We start from the raw sequence: 22,487 nt of genomic DNA, 5'->3' as shown, positions 1-22,487 counted from the left end.
CCCCCCCCCCCCCCCCCCCGCCCCCCCCCCCCCCCCCCCCCCCCCCCCCCCCCCCCCCCCCCCCCCCCCCCCGGCGCCCCCCCCCCCCCCCCCCCCCCCGCTTCGGCGTGTTCGTCCGCAGGTGACGGGGTTCAGCCCCGGCGCGCCCGGAGCTCCCGGTACCCGGCCACGAGCAGCACCACCGCCGCAGCACCCGAGGACCACAGCAGCTGCGGCCGCGCCGAGTCGTCGAACAGCATCAGCACCAGCACCGCCGCCATCCCCAGCAGCGCCGCCCACGTCAGGTACGGGAACGCCCACATCGGCAGCGTCAGCCGCTCCGGCATCTCCCGCTCCAGCCGGGGCCGCAGCCGCAGCTGCGAGACCGCGATCAGCGCCCACACGAACAGGAGCACCGCGCCCACCGCGTTGAGCATGTAGAGGAACACCGTGTCCGGCCACAGCAGGTTCAGCACGACCGACGCGAACCCGAACACCACCGACGCCAGCACCGCCCGGCGCGGCACCCCGCCGCCCGAGACCTTCAGCAGCCCCTTCGGTGCCTCACCCCGCTCGGCCAGCGAGAAGACCATGCGCGAGGAGCCGTACAGGTTCGCGTTCAGCGCCGACAGCAGCGCCACGAACACCACGATGTTCATGATCTGCCCGGCCGCCGGAATCCCGATCGAGTCCAGCACGGCCACGTACGGGCTCTCGCCCGGCTTGAGCGAGTCCCAGGGCAGCAGGGTCACGATGACCAGCATCGAGCCGACGTAGAAGAAGAGGATGCGCCACACCGCGCTGCGCACCGCGCGGGACACCGACCGGGCGGGGTCGTCCGACTCGGCGGCCGCGATGGTGACGACCTCCAGGCCGCCGAAGGCGAAGACGACCGCGAGCATGCCCGCGACCACCCCGCCCATCCCCTCGGGGGAGAACCCGCCCCGGCCGGTCAGGTTGGCCAGGCCCACCGGCTCGGTGTCCGGCAGCAGGCCGAAGACCGCCAGGGTGCCCAGGACCAGGAACAGCACGATCGCGCCGACCTTCAGCGCCGCGAACCAGAACTCGAACTCGCCGAAGTTCCGCACCGCGGCCAGGTTGGTGAGGGTGAAGACCACCATGAACAGCAGCACCCACACCCACTGGTCGACCGACGGCAGCCAGCCGTGCGCGATCTTCGCGGCGCCCGTCGCCTCCACGGCGAGCACCACGACCAGCAGGAACCAGTACAGCCAGCCCGCCGAGAAGCCGGCCCAGCGCCCCAGGGCCTTCTCCGCGTAGACCGAGAAGGAGCCGGAGGCGGGCATCGCCGCCGACATCTCGCCGAGGGCCCGCATCACCAGCATCGCGAGCGCGCCCGCGAGCAGGTAGGAGCAGATGATCGCGGGGCCGGCGACGGCGATGCCGGCGCCGGAGCCGACGAAGAGCCCGGCGCCGATCACACCGCCGAGGCCCAGCATGGTCAGGTGGCGCTGCTTGAGGCTGTGGCTCAGGGGTTCAGGGGGCAGACCGCCCTCGGTCACGGACGGTTCGGGCAGTGGGTCGCGCATGAGAAGTGCTCGTACTCTCGGTCGGCCAAGCGGCGCTGGGGGCTGCGCAAGGGATTGGCGGGACCCTACAGTCTTGCTGGAGGGCGCCCCTGGGAGCAAAAAGGATGTGCCGTTGGATGTTCCCCGTGATGGGGATCACTTCAACTCAGGTGTAAGGCGTCGGCTTTGTGTAGTCCCCACCAAACCGGACAGTATGCCTTTGTCCCGGCCGGCGGTGGGGCGCCACGGCGCGGCGCACTAGCGTCACGGTGTCCCGTCGACCACCACCCCGCGGAGCCCCCTCATGAGCACTGCTTCCGTCTCCTTCCGGCCCGGCGCCGTCCTCGCCGACCTGCTGCCCGCGAGCCGCGTCCGCGACCTCGCACTCGTCGTCGGCGGAGCCGCGCTCACCGGTCTGGCCGCCCAGATCTCCGTACCCGTCCCCGGCTCTCCCGTCCCCGTGACCGGCCAGACCTTCGCCGCCCTGCTCGTGGGCACCGCCTTCGGCGCCCGCCGCGGTTTCCTCGCCCTCGGCCTGTACGCCGCCCTGGGCGCGGCCGGCCTGCCCTGGTTCGCGGGCGGCACCTCCGGCGCGGGCGGCGCCTCCTTCGGCTACGTCCTCGGCATGCTGCTGGCCGCCACCGTCGTCGGCGCCCTCGCGCGGCGCGGCGCGGACCGCTCGGTGCTGCGCACGGCGGGGACGATGGTGCTGGGCTCCGCCCTCATCTACGCGGTGGGCGTGCCGTACCTGATGGCCGCCACCGGGATGTCGCTCTCCGCGGCCGTCGCGGCGGGCCTGACCCCGTTCCTGATCGGCGACGCGCTCAAGGCCGCGCTGGCCATGGGCGCCCTGCCGTCCGCCTGGAAGCTGGCCGGCCGCCGCGGCTGATCCGTACGGCCTTCCCCCCGGCGCCTGCACAGCAGCCCCGGACCGCGAGCGGGCGGTCCGGGGCTGCTGCCTTGGGGGCGGGTCAGACCGCGTCGACCACGGCGTCGGCCGAGGTCTCGGCCGCGAGCTCGCCCTTGCGGCGGGCGTTGCGCACCACGCCGATCGCGATCACCACGGCCGCGACGAGCAGGGAGTACAGCACCGTCTCGCGGTTGTCCTTGTCGTAGACCATGTAACCGAGGACGAAGGTGATCATCGCGGCGGTGGCCCACGTCAGGTACGGGAAGAGCCACATCTTCACGGTGACCTTCTCCGGCGCCTCGCGCATCAGGATCCCGCGCATCCGCAGCTGGGTCAGGCAGATGACCAGCCACACGAAGAGCGCGATGGCACCCGAGGAGTTCAGCAGGAAGTTGAACACCGTGTCCGGGGACGTGTAGTTGAAGTAGACCGCGATGAAGCCGAAGACCACCGAGCCCAGGATGGCGACGGTCGGCACGCCGTTCTTGCTGGTCTTGGCGAAGGCCTTGGGCGCGTCACCGCGCTCGCCCAGCGAGAACGCCATGCGGGAAGCGGTGTAGAGGCCCGAGTTCAGGCAGGACAGCACGGCCGTCAGGACGATCACGTTCATGATCTGGCCGGCGTGCGCGATGCCGATCGAGTCCAGGGCGGCGACGTACGAGCCCTTCTCGACGATCGACTTGTCGTTCCACGGCAGCAGGGTGAGGACGATGAAGATCGAGCCCAGGTAGAAGACGCCGATGCGCCAGATCACCGAGTTGGTGGCCTTGGTGACCGCGCGGCGCGGGTCCTCGGACTCGCCGGCCGCCAGGGTGACGATCTCGCTGCCCATGAAGGAGAAGACGACCATCAGCACACCGGTGAGGACCGAGCCCCAGCCGCCCGGCATGAAGCCGCCGGTGTCGGTGAGGTGGGCGAAGCCCGCGCCCGGGTTGTCCGAGCCCGGCAGGACGCCGAAGACGGCGAGCATGCCGACGATCACGAAGGCGCCGATGGCGACGACCTTGATGCCCGCGAACCAGAACTCGAACTCGCCGTAGGAGGCGACGGAGCCCAGGTTGGTGGCGGTCAGGACGACCATCACGATCAGGGCCCAGGCCCACTGCGGGACGGCCGGGACCCAGCCTTCGAGGATCTTCGCGCCGGCGGTCGCCTCGACGGCGAGCACGACGACCCAGAAGAACCAGTACAGCCAGCCGATGGAGAAGCCGGCCCAGCGGCCGAGCGCCCGGTCGGCGTACGCGGAGAAGGAGCCCGAGTTCGGGCTGGCGGCGGCCATCTCGCCGAGCATCCGCATCACGAAGACGACCATCGCGCCGACGAGCAGGTACGAGATCAGGATGGCGGGGCCGGCCTTGGCGATACCGCCACCGGAGCCGACGAACAGGCCGGCGCCGATGACACCGCCGATGGCGATCATGGAGAGGTGGCGGTTCTTGAGACCGGCCTTGAGACCGTCGGAGGGCTGGGCGGAACCGGGTTCGCCGGTCGGGTCGCCTGCCTTCTGAAGGGTCGTCGTCGTGCTCATGGACGAATCCTTTGGTTCTCGGGTGGAGAGTTCCGGCATTCAAACCCGATGTCCGGCCGTGACGGAAGACCTTCTTCCGATGGTTACCCAAGGCCCCCATCCCGGGATCAAGGTCCCGACCCCTCCTGTCTGCGTTCTTTGGGTTTACTTGAGGTTTAGAAGTGATTTATGCGACACCCCTCCGCCCGCCTCGGAGGTCGCGCATGCCACACTCGACCCATGCGCGTGTATCTCGGTTCCGACCATGCCGGATTTGAGCTCAAGAACCACCTCGTGGACTGGCTCAAGAACAACGGCCACGAGCCCGTCGACTGCGGGCCCCACATCTACGACGCGGTGGACGACTACCCGCCGTTCTGCCTCCGCGCCGCGGAGAAGACCGCCGCGGACGCCGACAGCCTCGGCATCGTGATCGGCGGCTCCGGCAACGGCGAGCAGATCGCCGCCAACAAGGTCAAGGGCGTCCGCGCCATCCTCGCCTGGAGCGTGGAGACCGCGAAGCTCGGCCGCGAGCACAACAACGCCAACGTCATCTCCGTCGGCGGCCGCATGCACACCCAGGACGAGGCCACCAGCTTCATCGAGGCCTTCCTCGCGACCCCGTACTCCGGCGAGGAGCGCCACACCCGCCGCATCGACATGCTCTCCGCCTACGAGCGGACCGGCGAGCTCCCCCCGATCCCGGCCCACCACCCGCAGGACCAGTAGTCCGGACCGCGTGCTGCCGGACGCGCCTGTCCGGCGGCACGCGCCCCCGAACCGACGCACGGAGGAACAAGGCGTGCCCGAGGGCCATACGATCCACCGCCTCGCCCAGGACCACACCGAGCGCTTCGCCGCCCGCCCGGTCCGGGTCAGCAGCCCCCAGGGACGCTTCGCGGAGAGCGCCGCCCTGCTCGACGGACGCGAGCTGGAGAGCGCGGAGGCCCACGGCAAGCACCTCTTCCTGGAACTCGGCGACGCCTGGATCCACATCCACCTCGGCCTCTTCGGCAAGCTCGGCTTCGGCCCCGCCCCGGCCCCGCCGGCCACCGACACGGTGCGGCTGCGCCTGCTGAACGACGACCACTACGCGGACCTCCGCGGCCCCACGGCCTGCGCCCTGGTCACCGAAGCCGAGAAGAAGGCGATACACGACCGCCTGGGCCCCGACCCGCTGCGCCCGGCCGACGACCCCGGCCGCGCCTGGGCCCGCGTCTCCCGCAGCCGCACCACCGTCGCCGCCCTCCTGATGGACCAGAAGGTCATCGCGGGCGTCGGCAACGTCTACCGCGCCGAGGTCCTCTTCCGGCACGGCATCGACCCCTACCGCCAGGGCCGCGACCTCACCCGCGCCGAGTGGGACGCGATCTGGGCCGACCTGGTGGAACTGATGCGCGAGGGCGTCCGCCGGAACCGCATCGACACGGTCCGCGACGAACACCTCCCGGAGGCCATGGGCCGCCCGCCGCGGGTCGACGACCACGGCGGCGAGGTCTACGTCTACCGCCGGGCCACGCTCCCGTGCCACATCTGCGGCACCGGGATCCGCACGGCCGACCTCGCCACCCGCAACCTCTTCTGGTGCCCCACCTGCCAGCAGCGGTAGCGGCCCTCAAACCGGCGGTTCCTAGAAGTTGTGCGGGAGCCACGGGGCGACGTCCCCCGCGAAGGCCCGCGAAGCCTCCCGCAGGGCCCCCGGCCGCAGCTCCCGGACGCGGCCCGCCGCCGCGAGGGACGCCAGCGTCACCCCGCCCAGGTACGCCGACCCCAGCTCCCGCGCCGACAGCGCCAGCTCGGCGGCGTCCTCCGTACGGACGCACCGCGCCCCGCCCCCGGCGGCCGTCAGCCGCCACCGCCCCGCGTTCCACGGACAGAACGCGTCGTCCACCTCCAGCACCACGTCCACGGCCGCCCCGTACCCCCGCGCCTCCAGCGCACCCGGCAGGTCCACCACCCGCAGGTGCAGCGCGTCCCGCTGCCGCGCACGGATCCGCCGGACGTCGCCGACCAGGTGCAGCAGCGGATCGTCCACCGGCCGCCGGGACGCCCGCACGTGCCAGGTCAGGTCGATCTCGAACAGGTACCGCCACAGCGCCGCGTACGCCGCCGGGTCGACCGCGTCCACCTCGCCGACCAGCACCTTGCCGTCCGCCCCGGTCGGCTCCCAGTCCGGCCGCACCCGGTAGCGGGCGTACCCGACGACGACCCCGGCCGCGTCCTCCGCCACCACGCACTTCAGCGGTGACGCCCCGTCCCGCCGCGACTCCGGGTCCAGCAGCGCCAGCCGCTCCCATCCCGGCTGCCGGGCCGGCATGCCCGGCCGGCCCGCGACCAGCGCCCCGTACACCCGCTCGCAGTCGTCCAGCGCCTTCAGCGGATCCACGAGCCGCAGCCGCACCGCGTCCGTCCCCGGCGGCACGTGCAGCCGTACGCGCGTGGTGTCGATGTCCACCGACAGGTCGTACGCGGCCGTGCCGTAGCCGAAACGCCCGTAGATCTCCGGCTCGGAGGCCGTCAGCACGGCGACCGGCTCGCCACCCGCACGGACGTCGTCCAGCTGGCGCCGCATCATCGAGGTCAGCACGCCCCGCCTGCGGTGGGTCGGGGCCACCCCGACCATGGTCACGCCCGCCGCCGGGACCACCGCCCCGCCCGGCACCGACAGCCGGAAGCCGAAGGCGCCGGCCGAACCGACACAGGTCCCGCCGTCCCAGACGCCGAGCGAACGGTCCAGTTCCGTCAGGGACCGGTAGAGCGCCCGCTCCTCCGGGGATTCCGGCACGCCGCCGAACGCCAGTTCCAGATGGTCGTACCAGACATCCCACTCATCAGCCTGCAATACGCGCGTATCAAGAGCCATGGGGCCATCCCTACCAGGGCCGGACGGCCCGGTCGAACCCTTTTCGACCCCTCACGGACCCGAGGAACGGGGGTACCCCTGCGCGCACGCAGCCATGATGGATAGGGTCCCGAACGATGGCCGGAGCACGTGTGGAGACGCTCATGGCCCGGACGCGCATGCTGTGGCACCGGGCCCGCACAGCCCTGCGCAAGTCCGCCGTCGACTACTTCCGCGGGGACGCCTCCGACTGGCTGGCCTTCGGGGGCCTGCTGCTGACCGTGCCCGCCATCGCCTGCGGCACCCTGCTGCTGCCCGTCTGGTTCTCCCCGTCGGCGCTGGTCCTGCCCATCGTGGCCGGCGGTCTGCTGCTGCGGCCCGCCAGCCTGCTCGGGCTGTACGCCGCCTCCGCCACCGCCCTGATCGTCGAGGCCCTGGCCCTCGGCCCGTACACCGAGGGGCCCGCCCGGGTCACCCCCGGAACCGTCCTCGTCGTCGCCGCCTGCGGGTTCTTCGGGCTGATCATCGCCCAGTTCCGCAGCCGCGTCGGCGTGCCCTGGCGGCGCGGCGGAACCATGCTCTTCGACCTCCGCGAACGCATCCGGGTCCAGAGCAAACTGCCCGCCCTGCCGCCGGCCTGGCACCGCGAGATGGCCCTGCGGCCCGCCGGCGGCCAGTCCTTCTCCGGGGACTTCGTGGTCGCCGCCCGCACCAACGGCGGGCGCACGCTGGAGGTCGTCCTCACCGACGTCTCCGGCAAGGGCATGGAGGCCGGCTCCCGCGCCCTCCTCCTCTCCGGCGCCTTCGGCGGGCTCCTCGGCGCCCTCCCGCCCCAGGACTTCCTCCCCGCCGCCAACGGCTACCTGCTCCGCCAGGACTGGGACGAGGGCTTCGCCACCTCCATCCACCTCGTCCTGGACCTGGAGACCGGCGACTACGAACTCCTCTCCGCCGGACACCTCCCCGCCCTCCAGCTGTCCGCCGGAACCGGCCGCTGGCAGGAGAAGTCCGGCGAGGGCCCGCTCCTCGGCGTCTACGACGGCGCCGAGTTCGAACCGGCCCGCGGCAGCCTCCGCCCCGGCGACGTCCTGATGCTCTTCACCGACGGCCTGGTCGAAACCGCCGACCGCGAGATCAGCGAGGGCATCGACCGGCTGACGGGGGAGGCGGACCGGTACGTCGCGGCGGGCTGGGAGGGGGCGGCGTGGCACCTGATCGAGAAGGTGGCCAAGGACGTCAACGACGACCGGGCCCTCCTCCTGATCCGCCGCGCGCCGTTCCAACGCCCCTGACCCGACGGGGTCTGGGGCGGAGCCACCGGCAACGCTGAAAGGGCCGGCCGGGGACCGCTGCGGGCCACTGGGCCGGGATTGGACCGTTCGGGCCGTCCCCGCCGGGGATACCGTCCGCCCATGGACGCCACCCTCGCCGCCGACCTCGCCCGCCTCCCCGCCCTCCTCGACGCCGTCAGGGGCGCCTCCGTCGAGGCCCTCGCCGGGCTGGACGGGCGGCCCGTCGTCCCCCCTCAGGACGGGCCCCCGGCCCCCCGCCCCCTCCCCGCCCACGGCACCGGCGCCGAGGAGGCGCTCGCCGACTTCCGGGCCCGCTGGGAGCCCCTCCTCTCCGCCTCCGCAGGCCCCCGCTACCTCGGCTTCGTCACGGGCGGCGCCACCCCCGCCGCCCTCGCCGGGGACTGGCTGACCGCCGTCCACGACCAGAACTCCAACTCCGCCCTGGACGGCGCCGGCCAGCACCTCGAACGCGAGACCGTCGGCTGGCTGCGCGAGCTCTTCGGGCTGACCCCCGCCCACACCGGCACCTTCGTCAGCGGCGCCACCCTCTCCAACACCGTCGGCCTCGCCCTCGCCCGCGAATGGATCGGCGAGCGCCTGGGCGTCTCCCCGGCCCGGGACGGCGTCGCCGCGCTCGGCCCCGTCCGCGTCCTGTCCGGCGCCCCGCACTCCTCCATCGCCAAGGCCCTCTCCGTCCTCGGCCTCGGCCGCGCCGCCCTCGTCCCGGTGCCCACCCTGCCCGGCCGCGAGGCCGTCGACCCCGCCGCCCTGGACCGCGCCCTCGCCGACACCCCGGGCCCGGCCGTCGTCGTCGCCAACGCCGGCACCGTCAACACCGTCGACTTCGACGACCTCCACGCCGTCGCCGCCCTCAAGGACCGCCACGACTTCTGGCTGCACACCGACGCCGCCTTCGGCGCCTTCGCCGCCCTCTCCCCGCAGCACGCCCACCTCACCGCCGGCCTCGACGCCTCCGACTCCGTCTGCGTCGACCTCCACAAGTGGCTCAACGTCCCCTACGACAGCGCCGTCCAGTTCACCCGCCGCCGCGACCTCCAGGCCCGCGTCTTCGCCAACTCCGCCGCCTACCTCGGACCCCTCGGCGCCGACCCCGACCTGGTCCACCTCACCCCGGAGAACTCCCACCGGCTGAGGGCCCTGGCCGCCTGGTTCACCCTGCGCGCCTACGGGCGCGAGGGCCACCGCGAGATCGTCGAACGGGACGCCGCCTGCGCCCGCGCCCTCGGCGAGCTCCTCGGCCGGGACCCGGCCCTGCGCCTGCTCGCCCCCGTCCGCCTCAACGTCGTCTGCTTCACGCTCGCCGAGGACCCCACCGCCGAACGGCTCGCCGCCCTCCGCGAGGCCGTCGCCGCCGACGTCTTCGTGACCCCCACCGTCCTCGGGGGAACCCCCGCCCTGCGCGCCGCGTTCTCCAACTGGCGTACGACTCCCGCCGACGTACGCCGGGCGGCCGAAGCCCTCCGTGCGGCGGCGAAGGAGATCGCATGACCGACCGGTTCCTCACCCTCGCCGAGGTCGAGGCCCTGGCCCGCTCCGCGCACGAGGGCCAGACCGACAAGGCCGGACGTCCCTATGCCGAGCACCTCGCCGCCGTGGCCGAGGGCGTCCGCCTGCGCGGCGGCAGCCCCGGCCAGCAGGCCGCCGCCTGGCTGCACGACTCCGTCGAGGACGACGCGCTCAGCGGTGAGCAGCTCGCGGCCGCGGCCCTCCCGCAGGAGGTCAAGGACATGGTCCTGGCCCTCACGAAGCGCGCCGGGGAACCGCTGGAGGAGTACGCCGCCCGCGTCCTCGCCACGCCCGGCGCCGTCCTCGTCAAGGAGGCCGACCTCGCGCACAACGCGGACCCCGTACGCCTCTCCGTACTGGACGCGGCCACCCGCGACCGGCTGACCGCCAAGTACGCCCGCGTCCGCTCCCTCCTCGGCATCACCGCCCCCTGACCTCCCGCCCGGCACCCCCGGCACGCCCGAAATGTGCCCGGTTCGTGTCCGCTTGGCGGGAAAGACGTGCCGGCGATTCGTCACGGCGCGGATAGGTGGGGCCGGTTGGTGGGAGGATGGTCCATGTGGGGGTGCGCACGGGCGTAGGCCCCGGGCCGGCCAGGGGACGACCGAAGGTGTGATCAGAAGTGGCCATTTCGCTGTCAGTGGTGGTTCTGTTGGCGGTCATCCTGGTGATCCTGATCCGCGGCAAGCACATGAAGGCGGGTCCGGCGATCGTCGCCGTCCTCTTCGGCTTCTTCCTGGCGTCCAGCTCCATCGCCCCGGACGTCAACCGCTTCCTGAACTCCCTCGCGGACACCATCGCCGGCATCAAGCTCTGAGGGGCCGCCGCGAGCCCGTGAGGGGCCGCGAGCGCCGCGAAACGCGTCAGGGCCGGGTCGAGGAGACGTCCTCGACCCGGCCCTGAGCCGTTGAGAGCGGGTGACGGGAATCGAACCCGCGTAGCTAGTTTGGAAGACTAGGGCTCTACCATTGAGCTACACCCGCAATGCGCGCGCCGCAGGTCCGTCGACCGCGGCACGGACAGCATCCTAGCGGGTCGCGCCGGGGGAGTGCACACCGCTTTCGAGCGCCGTGTCCCCGCCCGCCGCGCGCGTGCGTGCGCCCGGCGGAAAACCGGGGGCGCCGGAGCGTCTTCGGGCATGTACCCTACGTGTCGCACCGACGGGGTGTGGCGCAGCTTGGTAGCGCGTCCGCTTTGGGAGCGGAAGGTCGTCGGTTCGAATCCGGCCACCCCGACCACCAGCAGGGTCCCCACGAAGATCGCGTTGTGGGCTGATTGCCGCTTGCGGTTACTATGCAAGCTGCGTGCCCGTGTGTCTGATGTACCGGGCCGAATCCGCCGAGGCCGCTGAATCACAGCGTTCCGGCAGAACCCCCAGCAGTCAGCCACAAGGAGACCGAACCGTGAAGAGCGCCGTGGAGACCCTGAACCCGACTCGGGTTCGGCTCACTGTCGAGGTGCCCTTCGAGGAGCTCAAGGACAGCCTCGACGCGGCGTACAAGAAGATCAACCAGCAGGTCACGGTGAAGGGCTTCCGCAAGGGCAAGATCCCGGCCCGCGTCATCGACCAGCGCTTCGGCCGTGGTGCGGTGCTGGAGGAGGCCGTCAACGACGCCCTCCCGAAGTTCTACACCGAGGCCGTCAACGAGGCCGACCTGAACCCGCTGGGCCAGCCCGAGGTCGACATCACCGAGCTGAAGGACGGCGAGCTGCTGGCCTTCACCGCCGAGGTCGACGTCCGCCCCGAGATCGAGATCCCGGACTACTCCGGCATCGAGGTCGAGGTCGACGCGGTCGAGGTCTCGGACGAGGACGTCGAGAAGTCGGTCGAGCAGCTGCGCAGCCGCTTCGCGTCCACCAAGGACGTCGAGCGCGCGGCCGCCGAGGGTGACGTCGTCACCATCGACCTGGAGGCCAAGGTCGACGGCGAGGTCCTCGCGGACGGCGTCGCCACCGACGTCTCGTACACCATCGGCTCGGGCGAGCTCCTCGACGGCATCGACGAGGCCGTCAAGGGCCTGGAGGCCGGCGGCGAGGCCACCTTCACCTCGCAGCTGAAGGGCGGTTCCGCCGAGGGCAAGGACGCCGAGGTCACCGTCAAGGTCACCAAGGTCTCCGCCCGTGAGCTGCCTGAGCTGGACGACGAGTTCGCCCAGATGGCGAGCGAGTTCGACACCCTCGACGAGCTCAAGGCCGACAGCCGCAAGCGCCTTGAGAACATGAAGCAGTACGACCAGGCCACCCAGGCCCAGGAGCGCGTGCTGGAGAAGTTCCTGGAGCTCGCCGAGATCCCCGTCCCGGAGAAGCTCCTTGAGGACGAGGTCAACACCCGCAAGCACAACCTGGAGCACCACCAGCTCGGCCAGATGGGTCTGAACCTGGAGAAGTTCCTGGAGATCCAGGGCAAGACGGTCGAGGAGTTCGACGCCGAGACCCGCGAGCAGGCCGTCAAGGGCATCAAGACCCAGTTCCTGCTGGACGCCCTGGTCAACAAGGAGAAGCTGGGCGTCAACCAGGAGGAGCTCACCGAGCACCTCATGCGCCGCGCGCAGTCCTCCGGCATGTCCCCCGACCAGTTCGCCCAGGCCGTCGTCGAGGGCGGCCAGGTCCCGATGCTGGTCGGCGAGGTCGCCCGCGGCAAGGCCCTCGCGGTCGTCGTCGAGGCCGCCAAGGTCGTCGACACCAAGGGTGAGGTCATCGACCTCTCCGACGACGAGGACGAGGTCGAGACGGCCGCCGAGGTCGTCGAGGCCGCCGTCGAGGGTGACGACGAGGCCAAGGCCGACGAGGCCGCCGAGTAGGACCCCGGGCCGAGTGCCCTGAGCAGTGCCCAGAAGGGCCCGTACGCAGCCGCGTACGGGCCCTTCCGCGCCCCCTCGGAAAGCCTTCCGGACCTTGCGCTCCGAGCGAACAGTTCGGGAAGCGGGATGGCGTTGTCCGACCTGCGCGTTAGGGTCCATGAATACGAGGGCACGGGACTACCCGGAGCCGGCGGGGCATCGCACCACCGGCCGGTCCGCGCCCCAGAACGAGACGCTGAGACGGCATGTGGCCGTCGGAGACGAGCAGGTGGATACGTGACGAATCTGAAGCCTTACGCCGCGGGTGAGCCGTCCATCGGTGGCGGCCTCGGCGACCATGTCTACAACCGGCTGCTCGGCGAGCGCATCATCTTCCTCGGCCAGCAGGTCGACGACGAGATCGCCAACAAGATCACGGCGCAGCTCCTCCTCCTGGCCGCGGACCCGGAGAAGGACATCTACCTGTACATCAACAGCCCCGGTGGCTCCGTGACGGCCGGCATGGCGATCTACGACACCATGCAGTACATCCCCAACGACGTCGTCACCATCGGCATGGGCATGGCCGCCTCCATGGGCCAGTTCCTGCTCACCGGCGGCACCCCGGGCAAGCGCTTCGCGCTCCCGAACACCGACATCCTGATGCACCAGGGCTCCGCCGGCATCGGCGGCACCGCGTCGGACATCAAGATCCAGGCCCAGTACCTGCTGCGCACCAAGCAGCGGATGGCCGAGATCACCGCGCACCACTCGGGCCAGACCGTGGAGGCGATCATCCGCGACGGCGACCGCGACCGCTGGTTCACGGCGGAGGAGGCCAAGGACTACGGCCTCATCGACGAGATCATCTCCGCCGCGTCCCTGGTCCCGGGCGGCGGCGGCACCGGCGCCTGACCGCCCAGGGCCCGGCGTACGGACCCCGTACGCCCGCCGGCCCGCTCCAGGCAACCCCAGCCCGCAGAACGCCACCAGGATGGTGAACACCCAGATGCAGAACAACTTCTCCGCGAGCGGCCTCTACTCCGGCCCGCAGGTGGACAACCGCTACGTCGTCCCGCGCTTCGTCGAGCGCACCTCGCAGGGCGTGCGCGAGTACGACCCGTACGCGAAGCTCTTCGAGGAGCGCGTGATCTTCCTCGGCGTGCAGATCGACGACGCCTCCGCCAACGACGTCATGGCGCAGCTGCTGTGCCTGGAGTCGATGGACCCGGACCGCGACATCTCGATCTACATCAACAGCCCGGGCGGCTCCTTCACGGCGCTGACGGCCATCTACGACACGATGCAGTTCGTGAAGCCCGACATCCAGACGGTCTGCATGGGCCAGGCGGCCTCCGCCGCCGCGGTCCTGCTCGCCGCCGGCACCCCGGGCAAGCGCATGGCCCTCCCGAACGCCCGCGTGCTGATCCACCAGCCGTCCGGCGGCACCGGCCGTGAGCAGCTCTCCGACCTGGAGATCGCGGCCAACGAGATCCTGCGCATGCGCGACCAGCTGGAGACCATGCTGGCCAAGCACTCGACCACGCCGATCGAGAAGATCCGCGACGACATCGAGCGCGACAAGATCCTCACGGCCGAGGACGCGCTGGCCTACGGGCTGATCGACCAGATCGTCTCGACCCGCAAGATGAACGCGGCCTGATCCTTGCCGCCAGTCGGCGCGGCCGCACCGCGGGATTCCGCGATGTGAACCGCGTCAAGGGGGCCCCGTACGGGGCCCCCGGCAAGGTACCGTCGGATATGAGGCACCAGGAGCGCTGAACCAAGCGTCTCCCAGGCGAAGGGGAAGCACCTCGTGGCACGCATCGGTGACGGCGGCGACCTGCTCAAGTGCTCGTTCTGCGGGAAGAGCCAGAAGCAGGTGAAGAAGCTCATCGCAGGACCCGGTGTGTACATCTGCGACGAGTGCATCGACCTCTGCAACGAGATCATCGAAGAGGAACTCGCGGAGACCTCCGAGGTCCGGTGGGAGGAACTCCCCAAGCCCCGTGAGATCTACGAGTTCCTGGAGAGCTACGTCGTCGGCCAGGAGCCGGCGAAGAAGGCCCTCTCGGTGGCGGTCTACAACCACTACAAGCGCGTCCAGGCCGGCGAGAACGGCGGCGCGCAGGGCCGTGACGACGCGATCGAGCTCGCGAAGTCCAACATCCTGCTGCTGGGCCCCACGGGCTCGGGCAAGACCCTGCTGGCCCAGACGCTGGCCCGCATGCTGAACGTCCCGTTCGCCATCGCCGACGCCACCGCCCTGACGGAGGCCGGCTACGTGGGCGAGGACGTGGAGAACATCCTCCTCAAGCTGATCCAGGCGGCCGACTACGACGTCAAGAAGGCCGAGACCGGGATCATCTACATCGACGAGATCGACAAGGTCGCCCGCAAGAGCGAGAACCCGTCGATCACGCGCGATGTGTCGGGCGAGGGCGTCCAGCAGGCCCTCCTGAAGATCCTGGAGGGCACGACGGCGTCCGTTCCCCCGCAGGGCGGCCGCAAGCACCCGCACCAGGAGTTCATCCAGATCGACACGACGAACGTGCTCTTCATCGTGGGCGGCGCCTTCGCCGGCCTGGAGAAGATCATCGAGTCGCGCGCGGGCGCCAAGGGCATCGGCTTCGGGGCGACGATCCGCTCGAAGCGGGAGATCGAGGCGAGCGACCAGTTCCAGGAGGTCATGCCGGAGGACCTGGTGAAGTTCGGGATGATCCCGGAGTTCATCGGCCGTCTGCCCGTCATCACCTCGGTCCACAACCTGGACCGGGAGGCCCTCCTCCAGATCCTGGTCGAGCCGCGCAACGCGCTGGTCAAGCAGTACCAGCGGCTGTTCGAACTCGACGGCGTGGAACTGGACTTCGAGCGCGAGGCCCTCGAAGCCATTGCCGACCAGGCCATCCTCCGCCAGACCGGCGCGCGCGGCCTGCGCGCCATCATGGAGGAGGTCCTGATGTCGGTGATGTACGAGGTCCCGTCCCGCAAGGACGTGGCCCGCGTGGTCATCACGGCGGACGTGGTCCGCTCGAACGTCAACCCGACCCTGGTCCCCCGCATCATCCCGAAGGACCAGGGCCCGCACGAGAAGTCGGCGTAGCCGCAAGGACATATGAAAAGGGGCGCTCCCGACCGGGAGCGCCCCTTTTGCGTCAGGGTACCGATGAAATCGGACACAGCATGTTGGCAGGCAGCTCGCAGCTGACCATTTGATACAGAGGGGTCCGGGCGATCAGCCGGACCCCTCTGCGTGTGTGCCGTGCGGCGCGACTACTTCTTGACGCGGGCGGTGTTGTAGAGCTTCGCCGCGAGGTCCGCGGTCTGCTCCAGGGTGTAGCCGGGCTTGCCCGCCATGATGGAGGCCACGTCGGAGGCACTGGTCATGCCGAGGGTGCTGTAGTCGCCCCAGATGCAGATCGGGACGGTCATCTGCTTCGGCATCTTGGGGTTCGTGGAGGTCTTGAAGTCGAACTTCATCTCCTGACACTTCATCACGGCGCCCTTGAACCCCGACGGGGTCATCGCCTTCGGGCTGCCGATCAGTTCGACCGCGGCGGACTTGTCCTCGCTCGCCTTGAGCTTGGCGGTGGCGAAGTAGGCGTCGACGGCCTTCTCCGGGTCGGCGATGTCGCCGTAGATGCCCTGGAAGCCCAGACCCTTCCGCGTCAGCGGGTTGGCCATGTCACCAGCGGCGTAGTCCATGCCTGTGCGGGTGGGGTTCTTGATGCCGATCGCTTCGACTTCCTGGCGGTCCTTGTCGGTGAGCGGCTTCTCCTGGTACTTCGGGTCCTTCTGAAACTCGTTCACCGAGGCCGGTGCGACCAGTTTGTAGCCCTTCGTTGCCTCCGAGACCGAGCCGCCCGCGCCGCCGCCCAGGAACCACCAGCCCGCGCCGCCGATGACGGCCACGACCGCGATGACCGCGATGACCGGGCCCGCCTTCGACTTCTTCGGGGGCGCCGGCGGGGGCATGTAGCCCTGCTGCGGGGGCTGCTGGTAGCCGTACGCCGGCTGCGGGGGCGGCGGCGGGTAGCCGCCCTGCTGGGGGAAGGGCTGCGGGGGCGGGGGAGGGGCCTGCTGGGGGTAGCCGTAGCCCGGCGGCGGGGGCTGCTGGCCGTACGGGTTCGGCGGCGGCGGGGGCTGCTGCCCGTAGGGACCCGGCTGCTGGGGCTGCTGCCCGTACGGCCCTGGCTGGTTGTAACTCATCCCGCGTCCCCCTGTGAGGTTTGCTTATCCGTTTCACACATCCTGGCGGAAGGCGTGTGCGGCCGGGGCATCGGGGTCCGGGCCGTTACCGAACTACGACCCCGCCGGTACTTCCATCGCCGCTCGCAGGGCGCGGGCCTGGCCGGCCAGGGTCTCGATCGGGACGGGCCTGTTCTCGACGGGGACGGTGACCGTCACCAGGGAGCTGTGGTCGGCCCACATGCACAGCGTGAGCGGTCCCGCCCCGGTCGGCAGGGTGCCGCAGCGCATCGCGCCGCCCGCCGGCGTGCCCGAGTCCCGGGTGACGGCCCCGTCGACGCCCATGTCGTGGAGGCCGGTGGTGAGCACGTGCCCGGGGTCCTCGTCGGTGAAGGCGCCCGCCGCCCCGCTGACCACCAGCTGCGCGGTGCCGGAGCCGTCGGCGTACACCACGGCGACCGGTGTGGTGCCCGGCTTGGCCGTGCCCTGGCCCTGCCTGATCGCGTCCACCCGCGGGCCCGAGTCCTGCAGCACCAGCCCCTGGAAGGCGGCGGGCGGGACCAGCCGGTAGCGGCCGGCGTCGTCCGGGCCGCCGAGCAGCGCGTTCATGCCCAGCTTGCCGAGGAACACCCCCGCCCCGACGGCCAGCACGGTCACCACCGCGCGCAGGACCAGCCCGCGCCCATGGGGCGCCGGGGGCGCGGGCCGGTAGGGGAAGGGCGGCGGGGCGGTGTCGTTCATGAGCGCATCAGAAGCGGTGCGATCGGCTGAGGTCAACGGGAGCGCCCGCGGTGGAATGGATTCGTGACGCGGGCGGGGCCCGCCGTATCCTGTGCCCCGTGACCGAGAACACGCAGACACCCAGTGCCCCCAACTCCGAACTGCCGACCCAGTACGCGCCGGCCGAGGTAGAGGGGAAGCTCTACGAGCGCTGGGTAGAGCGTGGGTACTTCACCGCCGACCCCGCGAGCGACAAGCCCGCGTACACCATCGTCATCCCCCCGCCGAACGTCACCGGCTCCCTGCACCTGGGCCACGCCTTCCAGCACACCCTCATGGACGCCCTGACCCGCCGCAAGCGGATGCAGGGCTTCGAGGCGCTGTGGCTGCCGGGCATGGACCACGCCGGCATCGCCACCCAGAACAAGGTCGAGCAGCAGCTCGCCGAGGAGGGCAAGTCCCGCCACGACCTGGGCCGCGAGGAGTTCGTCGAGCGGGTCTGGCAGTGGAAGGAAGAGTACGGCGGCAAGATCCTCGGCCAGATGCGCCGCCTCGGTGACGGCGTCGACTGGTCGCGCGAGCGCTTCACCATGGACGAGGGCCTGTCCAAGGCCGTCCAGACCATCTTCAAGAAGCTCTACGACGACGAGCTGATCTACCGCGCCGAGCGCATCATCAACTGGTGCCCCCGCTGCCTCACGGCCATCTCCGACATCGAGGTGGAGTACCAGGAGGACGCCGGCGAGCTGGTCTCCATCCGGTACGGCGAGGGCGAGGACAGCCTGGTCGTCGCCACCACCCGCGCCGAGACGATGCTCGGTGACACGGCCATCGCCGTCCACCCGGACGACGAGCGCTACCAGCACCTGATCGGCCGGCTCGTCAAGCTGCCGCTCACCGACCGCTCGATCCCGGTCGTCGCGGACACGCACGTCGACCCCGAGTTCGGGACCGGCTGCGTCAAGGTGACCCCGGCGCACGACCCGAACGACTTCGCGATCGGCCAGCGCCACGACCTGCCCTCCATGACGATCATGGACGAGCACGGTGTCATCACCGTCCACGGCCCCTTCCTGGGCCTGGACCGCTTCGAGGCGCGCAGCGCCGTCGTCGGCGCCCTGCGCGAGCAGGGCCGCATCGTCGCCGAGAAGCGCCCGTACATGCACTCCGTCGGCCACTGCTCGCGCTGCAAGACCACCGTCGAGCCGCGCCTGTCCATGCAGTGGTGGGTCAACGTCAAGCCGCTCGCCAAGGCCGCCGGTGACGCGGTCCGCGACGGCCGGGTCGCGATCCACCCCGAGGACATGTCGAAGCGCTACTTCGACTGGGTCGACAACATGAACGACTGGTGCATCTCGCGCCAGCTGTGGTGGGGCCACCGGATCCCGATCTGGTACGGCCCCGACGGCGAGATCGTCTGCGTCGGCCCCGACGAGCAGCCGCCGACGGGCGAGGGCTGGACCCAGGACACGGACGTCCTGGACACCTGGTTCTCCTCCGGCCTGTGGCCGTTCTCCACCCTCGGCTGGCCGGAGAAGACCCCGGACCTGGCGAAGTTCTACTCCACCGACGTCCTGCTGACCGGCCACGACATCATCTTCTTCTGGGTCGCCCGGATGATGATGTTCGGCCTGTACGCGATGGACGGCGAGGTCCCGTTCAAGACCATCGCCCTGACCGGCCTGGTCCGCGACGAGCGCGGCAAGAAGATGTCGAAGTCCTTCGGCAACGTCGTCGACCCGCTGGACTGGATGGACAAGTACGGCTCCGACGCCGTCCGCTTCACCCTGGCCAAGGGCGCCAACCCCGGCACCGACGTCCCGATCGGCGAGGACTGGGTCCAGGCCTCCCGCAACTTCGCCAACAAGATCTGGAACGCCACGCGCTTCGCGCTGATGAACGGCGCCACGATCGAGGGCGAGCTGCCGCCGGCCGAGAAGCTGTCGGCCACCGACCGCTGGATCCTCTCCCGCCTGAACAAGACGGTCGCGCAGGTCGACGCGTACTACGAGGACTTCCAGTTCGCCAAGCTCAGCGAGGCGCTCTACCACTTCGCGTGGGACGAGGTCTTCGACTGGTACGTCGAGCTGTCGAAGACGACGTTCTTCGCGGGCGGCGAAGGCGCCAAGGCCTCCGGCCGCGTCCTCGGCGAGGTCCTGGACGTCCTGATGCGCCTGCTGCACCCGGTCGTCCCGTTCGTCACCGAGACCCTGTGGACCACCCTGACGGGCCGTGAGTCCATCGTGGTCGCCGAGTGGCCGGCCGACAGCGGCTTCCGTGACGAGGCCGCCGAGGCGGAGATCGAGAACCTCCAGGCCGTCGTCACCGAGGTCCGCCGGTTCCGCGCCGACCAGGGCCTGCAGCCGGGCCAGAAGGTCCCGGCCCGCCTGGACCTGGCCGGTACGCCGCTGGCCGCGCACGAGGGTGCCATCCGCCAGCTGCTGCGCCTCCAGCCGGAGGGCGAGGGCTTCAGCGCCACCGCCACCCTGCCGGTCGCCGGCGCCACGGTCGCCCTCGACCTGTCCGGCACCATCGACGTGGCCGCCGAGCGCAAGCGCCTCACCAAGGACCTCGGCGCCGCCGAGAAGGAGAAGCAGCAGGCCGAGGCGAAGCTCGGGAACGAGGCCTTCCTGGCCAAGGCCCCCGACAACGTCGTGGACAAGATCAAGGGCCGGCTGGCCAAGGCCGAGGCGGACATCGCCCGGATCCAGGCCCAGCTGGACGCCCTGCCCGCCGCCTAGCCGGCGGGTGAGCCGGAGAAAGGCCCCCCGCGTGGTCGCACCGACCGCGCGGGGGGCCTTTCGTATGGCCGTTCCGGGCCCTTCGTCCCGGAGCGAAGTGCCGTTTATCACGTGGTATGTCCAGATGGCTGAGCCGATCCCGGGCGCGGACCACGCATGATGGGGGACATGCACCTGAAGCCCTCCGTCCCGGCATGGAACCGGGCCGTGGCCTGCGGGCGCCGGCTCGCCGAGGGCTGGGGCGCCTCGCCCCGGGCGCAGGACGCCCTCGCGGCACTCGCCTGTCTGGGCCTGATGGCGCTGGACCTGCCGGGCCTGGCCGCCGCCGACAACTCCCTCAACGGCCGGCAGGCCGCCCTGGTGCTCACGGCGGGCTGTGCGACCCTGCTGGTGCGGCGCAGGATGCCCTGGGCGGCGTACCTCACCGCCCTGCTGTTCATCGGCTGGCTGCACGAGCTGACGCTGATCCAGTTCGCCCTCTACTCCGTCGGCCGCAACCGGGGCCGCCGGGCCGCGGTCCTCGCCACCACCGGCTACATCGCCTTCGCGCTCGGCGTGTTCTGCCTGCCGGGCTGGCCCGAGCCCAAGGCGGCGACCCTCAGCGCCTTCCTCAGCCTGATCGTCCCCATCGGTGTGCTCGCCTCCGCCGTCGGCATCGCCGCCTACCGGCACGACCTGGTACGGGAGCTGGCGGCCCGGCGGGCCGAGGCGGCCGTGCTGAACGCGGTCCAGCAGGAGCGGACCTCCGTCGCCCGTGACGTCCACGACTTCGTCGGGCGGGAGCTGACCCTGCTGACCGTGCGCTCGGAGGTGCTGTCCATGCGGGCGCGCGAGACCCCGTACGCGAAGGACTTCGAGGAACTGTCCGACACCGCCCGCCGGGCCCACCTGGTGCTGAACGAGATCATCGTGCAGCGCGGGGAGCGGGCCGCAACCCCGGGCGTGGAGGGGCTGGCGGCGCTCGCCGAGGAGAGCGGACGGGCCGGCTCGCCCGTCCGGCTGACGATGGACCCGCAGGCGCACGCGCTGTCGCCGCTGCGCCAGGCGGCGGTCTACCGGGTGGTGCAGGAGTGCCTGACGAACGCCGCCAAGCACGCGCAGGGCGAGACCATCGAGGTGTCGATCCGCGCCGACGGCCCCCACCTGACGATCGCCGTCCGCAACGGCCTCCCGATCCGCACCCCGGGCCGGGCGCCGGTCTCGGCGGGTTCGGGCACGGCGAGCATGGCCGAGCGCGTCCGCAGCCTGGGCGGCACGCTGACGGCGCGGCGCGGCGAGGACGGGTACGAGGTCGTCGCCACCCTGCCGCGCGGCTGACGCCGGGGAGAGACCCCGTCAGGCCTTCGCCCGGGACAGCAGCGAGCCCAGGCTGTCCAGGTCCTCCACGCAGCGCCCCGACCCGAGGGCCACGCAGTCCAGGGGCGCGTCGGCGACGAACACCGGGATGCCCGTGGCGGAGGCCATGCGCAGGTCCAGGCCGGGCAGCAGCGCACCGCCGCCGGTGAGGACGATGCCGTGCTCCATGACGTCGCCGGACAGCTCGGGCGGGCATTCCTCCAGGGTGGTGCGGACGGCCGCGATGATCGCCTCGACCGGCTCGTCCAGGGCCGCCCGTACGTCGGCGGCGGTCAGCTCCAGGGTCTTGGGCATGCCGCCGACCCGCTCCCGGCCGCGCACGGTGAAGGCACGGGTCTCCAGCTCCGGCTGCTCCGGGACGGGCCAGGCCGAGCCGATCGCGACCTTCACGTCCTCGGCGGTGCGCTCGCCGATGAGCAGGGAGTGCTCCTTGCGCACATGGTCCATGATCGCGCTGTCGAGGCGGTCCCCGCCGATCCTCAGGGACTGCGAGGTCACGATCCCGCCCAGGGAGATGACGGCCACCTCGGAGGTGCCGCCGCCGATGTCCACCACCATCGATCCGCGCGCCTCGGCCACCGGCAGCCCGGCCCCGATCGCGGCCGCCATCGGCTCCTCGATCAGGTGCACGGACCGGGCGCCGGCCCGCGTGGAGGCGTGGACGATGGCCCGCCGCTCGACCGGGGTGACCCCGGACGGTACGCAGATCACCATCCGGGCGCGGGGCCGCCGGCCGGGGACCGCCTTGCGGACGAAGTGCCGGATCATCTCCTCGGCGGCCTCGTAGTCGCAGATCACGCCGTCCTTGAGGGGACGGATCGCGGTGATGGAGCCCGGGGTGCGGCCGATGGTCTCCTTGGCCTCCGTGCCGACGGCGAGGGCGGTGGTCGTGCCCGCCTTGACCGCGACCACGGACGGCTCATTGAGGACGATCCCGTGTCCCCGGGCGTAGACGAGGGTGTTCGCGGTCCCCAGGTCCATGCCTATGTCACGGATGGAGGCGGTCTTGTCGGTACTGGCCTGCGGCATTTGTTCCCCAATCTCCCGTCCGCAAGGCTTGCATAACGATCCGGTCGCTTTCGCCGCCGAAGGTCCCGAAACGGCCGGGCCGAAGGT

At 71.3% G+C, this 22,487-nt stretch carries 19 protein-coding genes and 2 tRNA genes; 14 read left to right on the top strand and 7 right to left on the bottom strand.

The window, feature by feature from the left end; all coding sequences use genetic code 11:
• Positions 1-131: 131 nt before the first annotated feature.
• Complete coding sequence (locus tag WDV06_RS07865; protein ID WP_395508909.1) at positions 132-1,529, bottom strand: amino acid permease; 1,398 nt, start codon at positions 1,527-1,529, stop codon at positions 132-134.
• Between the two features lie 283 nt (positions 1,530-1,812).
• Here WDV06_RS07865 and WDV06_RS07860 point away from each other — a divergent pair, with 283 nt between their 5' ends.
• Positions 1,813-2,397 (top strand): biotin transporter BioY, encoded by a 585-nt coding sequence (locus tag WDV06_RS07860; RefSeq protein WP_395508908.1) that lies wholly within the window; start codon positions 1,813-1,815, stop codon positions 2,395-2,397.
• Positions 2,398-2,479: 82 nt separating this feature from the next.
• Here WDV06_RS07860 and WDV06_RS07855 read toward each other — a convergent pair whose 3' ends face one another.
• Entirely contained in the window at positions 2,480-3,946 is a 1,467-nt protein-coding gene (locus WDV06_RS07855; RefSeq protein ID WP_395508907.1) for an amino acid permease, read from the bottom strand.
• Positions 3,947-4,165: 219 nt separating this feature from the next.
• Here WDV06_RS07855 and WDV06_RS07850 point away from each other — a divergent pair, with 219 nt between their 5' ends.
• Positions 4,166-4,654 carry a ribose-5-phosphate isomerase gene (locus WDV06_RS07850; protein ID WP_395508906.1) on the top strand — a complete coding sequence of 163 codons (489 nt, stop codon included), beginning with the start codon at positions 4,166-4,168 and terminating at the stop codon, positions 4,652-4,654.
• 73 nt (positions 4,655-4,727) lie between these two features.
• The gene (locus WDV06_RS07845) at positions 4,728-5,534 is read left to right on the top strand and encodes an Fpg/Nei family DNA glycosylase (RefSeq protein ID WP_395508905.1); all 807 of its coding nucleotides are present in this window, start codon (positions 4,728-4,730) and stop codon (positions 5,532-5,534) included.
• 21 nt (positions 5,535-5,555) lie between these two features.
• Here WDV06_RS07845 and WDV06_RS07840 read toward each other — a convergent pair whose 3' ends face one another.
• On the bottom strand, positions 5,556-6,788 hold the full coding sequence (locus WDV06_RS07840; RefSeq protein ID WP_395508904.1) for a GNAT family N-acetyltransferase: 1,233 nt from the start codon (positions 6,786-6,788) through the stop codon (positions 5,556-5,558).
• Between the two features lie 116 nt (positions 6,789-6,904).
• Here WDV06_RS07840 and WDV06_RS07835 point away from each other — a divergent pair, with 116 nt between their 5' ends.
• The 4 genes from WDV06_RS07835 to WDV06_RS07820 all read left to right on the top strand — a co-directional run bounded on the left by WDV06_RS07835 (position 6,905) and on the right by WDV06_RS07820 (position 10,403).
• Positions 6,905-8,059, top strand: coding sequence for a PP2C family protein-serine/threonine phosphatase (locus WDV06_RS07835; RefSeq protein WP_395508903.1), 1,155 nt, complete (start codon positions 6,905-6,907; stop codon positions 8,057-8,059).
• A gap of 120 nt (positions 8,060-8,179) precedes the next feature.
• A complete protein-coding gene (locus tag WDV06_RS07830) occupies positions 8,180-9,568 on the top strand; it encodes a pyridoxal phosphate-dependent decarboxylase family protein (RefSeq protein ID WP_395508902.1) in 1,389 nt (462 codons plus the stop codon).
• Entirely contained in the window at positions 9,565-10,020 is a 456-nt protein-coding gene (locus WDV06_RS07825) for an HD domain-containing protein (protein WP_395508901.1), read from the top strand. Before WDV06_RS07830 ends, WDV06_RS07825 begins: the two co-directional genes overlap by 4 nt.
• Before the next feature lie 188 nt (positions 10,021-10,208).
• Complete coding sequence (locus WDV06_RS07820; RefSeq protein ID WP_030229627.1) at positions 10,209-10,403, top strand: hypothetical protein; 195 nt, start codon at positions 10,209-10,211, stop codon at positions 10,401-10,403.
• A gap of 95 nt (positions 10,404-10,498) precedes the next feature.
• On the opposite strand, the gene WDV06_RS07815 is transcribed toward WDV06_RS07820, so the two are convergent.
• Positions 10,499-10,569: transfer RNA gene (locus tag WDV06_RS07815), tRNA-Gly, on the bottom strand.
• A gap of 178 nt (positions 10,570-10,747) precedes the next feature.
• On the opposite strand from WDV06_RS07815, the gene WDV06_RS07810 reads away from it, so the two are divergent.
• The 5 genes from WDV06_RS07810 to clpX all read left to right on the top strand — a co-directional run bounded on the left by WDV06_RS07810 (position 10,748) and on the right by clpX (position 15,469).
• Positions 10,748-10,824, top strand: a tRNA-Pro gene (locus WDV06_RS07810).
• Positions 10,825-10,989: 165 nt separating this feature from the next.
• Positions 10,990-12,387 carry a trigger factor gene (gene tig, locus WDV06_RS07805; RefSeq protein WP_395508900.1) on the top strand — a complete coding sequence of 466 codons (1,398 nt, stop codon included), beginning with the start codon at positions 10,990-10,992 and terminating at the stop codon, positions 12,385-12,387.
• 276 nt (positions 12,388-12,663) lie between these two features.
• Positions 12,664-13,281, top strand: coding sequence for an ATP-dependent Clp protease proteolytic subunit (locus WDV06_RS07800; RefSeq protein ID WP_395508899.1), 618 nt, complete (start codon positions 12,664-12,666; stop codon positions 13,279-13,281).
• 79 nt (positions 13,282-13,360) lie between these two features.
• Positions 13,361-14,029 (top strand): ATP-dependent Clp protease proteolytic subunit, encoded by a 669-nt coding sequence (locus WDV06_RS07795; protein WP_045947945.1) that lies wholly within the window; start codon positions 13,361-13,363, stop codon positions 14,027-14,029.
• 153 nt (positions 14,030-14,182) lie between these two features.
• Complete coding sequence (gene clpX, locus WDV06_RS07790) at positions 14,183-15,469, top strand: ATP-dependent Clp protease ATP-binding subunit ClpX (protein WP_395508898.1); 1,287 nt, start codon at positions 14,183-14,185, stop codon at positions 15,467-15,469.
• A 170-nt stretch (positions 15,470-15,639) separates the two neighbouring features.
• Here clpX and WDV06_RS07785 read toward each other — a convergent pair whose 3' ends face one another.
• Together WDV06_RS07785 and WDV06_RS07780 are read right to left on the bottom strand one after the other, a co-directional pair.
• Entirely contained in the window at positions 15,640-16,575 is a 936-nt protein-coding gene (locus tag WDV06_RS07785) for a hypothetical protein (protein ID WP_395508897.1), read from the bottom strand.
• A gap of 93 nt (positions 16,576-16,668) precedes the next feature.
• Positions 16,669-17,295, bottom strand: a complete 627-nt coding sequence (locus WDV06_RS07780) for a hypothetical protein (protein ID WP_395508896.1) — start codon at positions 17,293-17,295, stop codon at positions 16,669-16,671.
• A gap of 98 nt (positions 17,296-17,393) precedes the next feature.
• Between WDV06_RS07780 and WDV06_RS07775 the strand changes: the two genes are divergently transcribed.
• Together WDV06_RS07775 and WDV06_RS07770 are read left to right on the top strand one after the other, a co-directional pair.
• A complete protein-coding gene (locus tag WDV06_RS07775; RefSeq protein WP_395508895.1) occupies positions 17,394-20,015 on the top strand; it encodes a valine--tRNA ligase in 2,622 nt (873 codons plus the stop codon).
• Between the two features lie 168 nt (positions 20,016-20,183).
• Complete coding sequence (locus WDV06_RS07770; RefSeq protein ID WP_395508894.1) at positions 20,184-21,332, top strand: sensor histidine kinase; 1,149 nt, start codon at positions 20,184-20,186, stop codon at positions 21,330-21,332.
• 18 nt (positions 21,333-21,350) lie between these two features.
• On the opposite strand, the gene WDV06_RS07765 is transcribed toward WDV06_RS07770, so the two are convergent.
• Positions 21,351-22,400 carry a rod shape-determining protein gene (locus WDV06_RS07765; protein WP_395508893.1) on the bottom strand — a complete coding sequence of 350 codons (1,050 nt, stop codon included), beginning with the start codon at positions 22,398-22,400 and terminating at the stop codon, positions 21,351-21,353.
• Positions 22,401-22,487: the final 87 nt, after the last annotated feature.

Origin of the sequence: Streptomyces racemochromogenes (assembly GCF_044129415.1) — a bacterium.
In the GTDB taxonomy this organism is placed as follows: Bacteria; Actinomycetota; Actinomycetes; order Streptomycetales; family Streptomycetaceae; genus Streptomyces; species Streptomyces racemochromogenes_A.
Note: the sequence above shows the minus strand (reverse complement) of the source record. Positions and strands in the feature narration are given on the sequence as shown.

Bases quoted from the DNA above. Each gene is read 5' to 3' on its own strand.
- WDV06_RS07865 (WP_395508909.1), bottom strand. From the start codon at position 1,529: ATGCGCGACCCACTGCCCGAACCGTCCGTGACCGAGGGCGGTCTGCCC.
- WDV06_RS07860 (WP_395508908.1), top strand. From the start codon at position 1,813: ATGAGCACTGCTTCCGTCTCCTTCCGGCCCGGCGCCGTCCTCGCCGAC.
- WDV06_RS07855 (WP_395508907.1), bottom strand. From the start codon at position 3,946: ATGAGCACGACGACGACCCTTCAGAAGGCAGGCGACCCGACCGGCGAA.
- WDV06_RS07850 (WP_395508906.1), top strand. From the start codon at position 4,166: ATGCGCGTGTATCTCGGTTCCGACCATGCCGGATTTGAGCTCAAGAAC.
- WDV06_RS07840 (WP_395508904.1), bottom strand. From the start codon at position 6,788: ATGGCTCTTGATACGCGCGTATTGCAGGCTGATGAGTGGGATGTCTGG.
- WDV06_RS07835 (WP_395508903.1), top strand. From the start codon at position 6,905: ATGGCCGGAGCACGTGTGGAGACGCTCATGGCCCGGACGCGCATGCTG.
- WDV06_RS07830 (WP_395508902.1), top strand. From the start codon at position 8,180: ATGGACGCCACCCTCGCCGCCGACCTCGCCCGCCTCCCCGCCCTCCTC.
- WDV06_RS07825 (WP_395508901.1), top strand. From the start codon at position 9,565: ATGACCGACCGGTTCCTCACCCTCGCCGAGGTCGAGGCCCTGGCCCGC.
- WDV06_RS07795 (WP_045947945.1), top strand. From the start codon at position 13,361: ATGGTGAACACCCAGATGCAGAACAACTTCTCCGCGAGCGGCCTCTAC.
- WDV06_RS07785 (WP_395508897.1), bottom strand. From the start codon at position 16,575: ATGAGTTACAACCAGCCAGGGCCGTACGGGCAGCAGCCCCAGCAGCCG.
- WDV06_RS07780 (WP_395508896.1), bottom strand. From the start codon at position 17,295: ATGAACGACACCGCCCCGCCGCCCTTCCCCTACCGGCCCGCGCCCCCG.
- WDV06_RS07770 (WP_395508894.1), top strand. From the start codon at position 20,184: ATGCACCTGAAGCCCTCCGTCCCGGCATGGAACCGGGCCGTGGCCTGC.
- WDV06_RS07765 (WP_395508893.1), bottom strand. From the start codon at position 22,400: ATGCCGCAGGCCAGTACCGACAAGACCGCCTCCATCCGTGACATAGGC.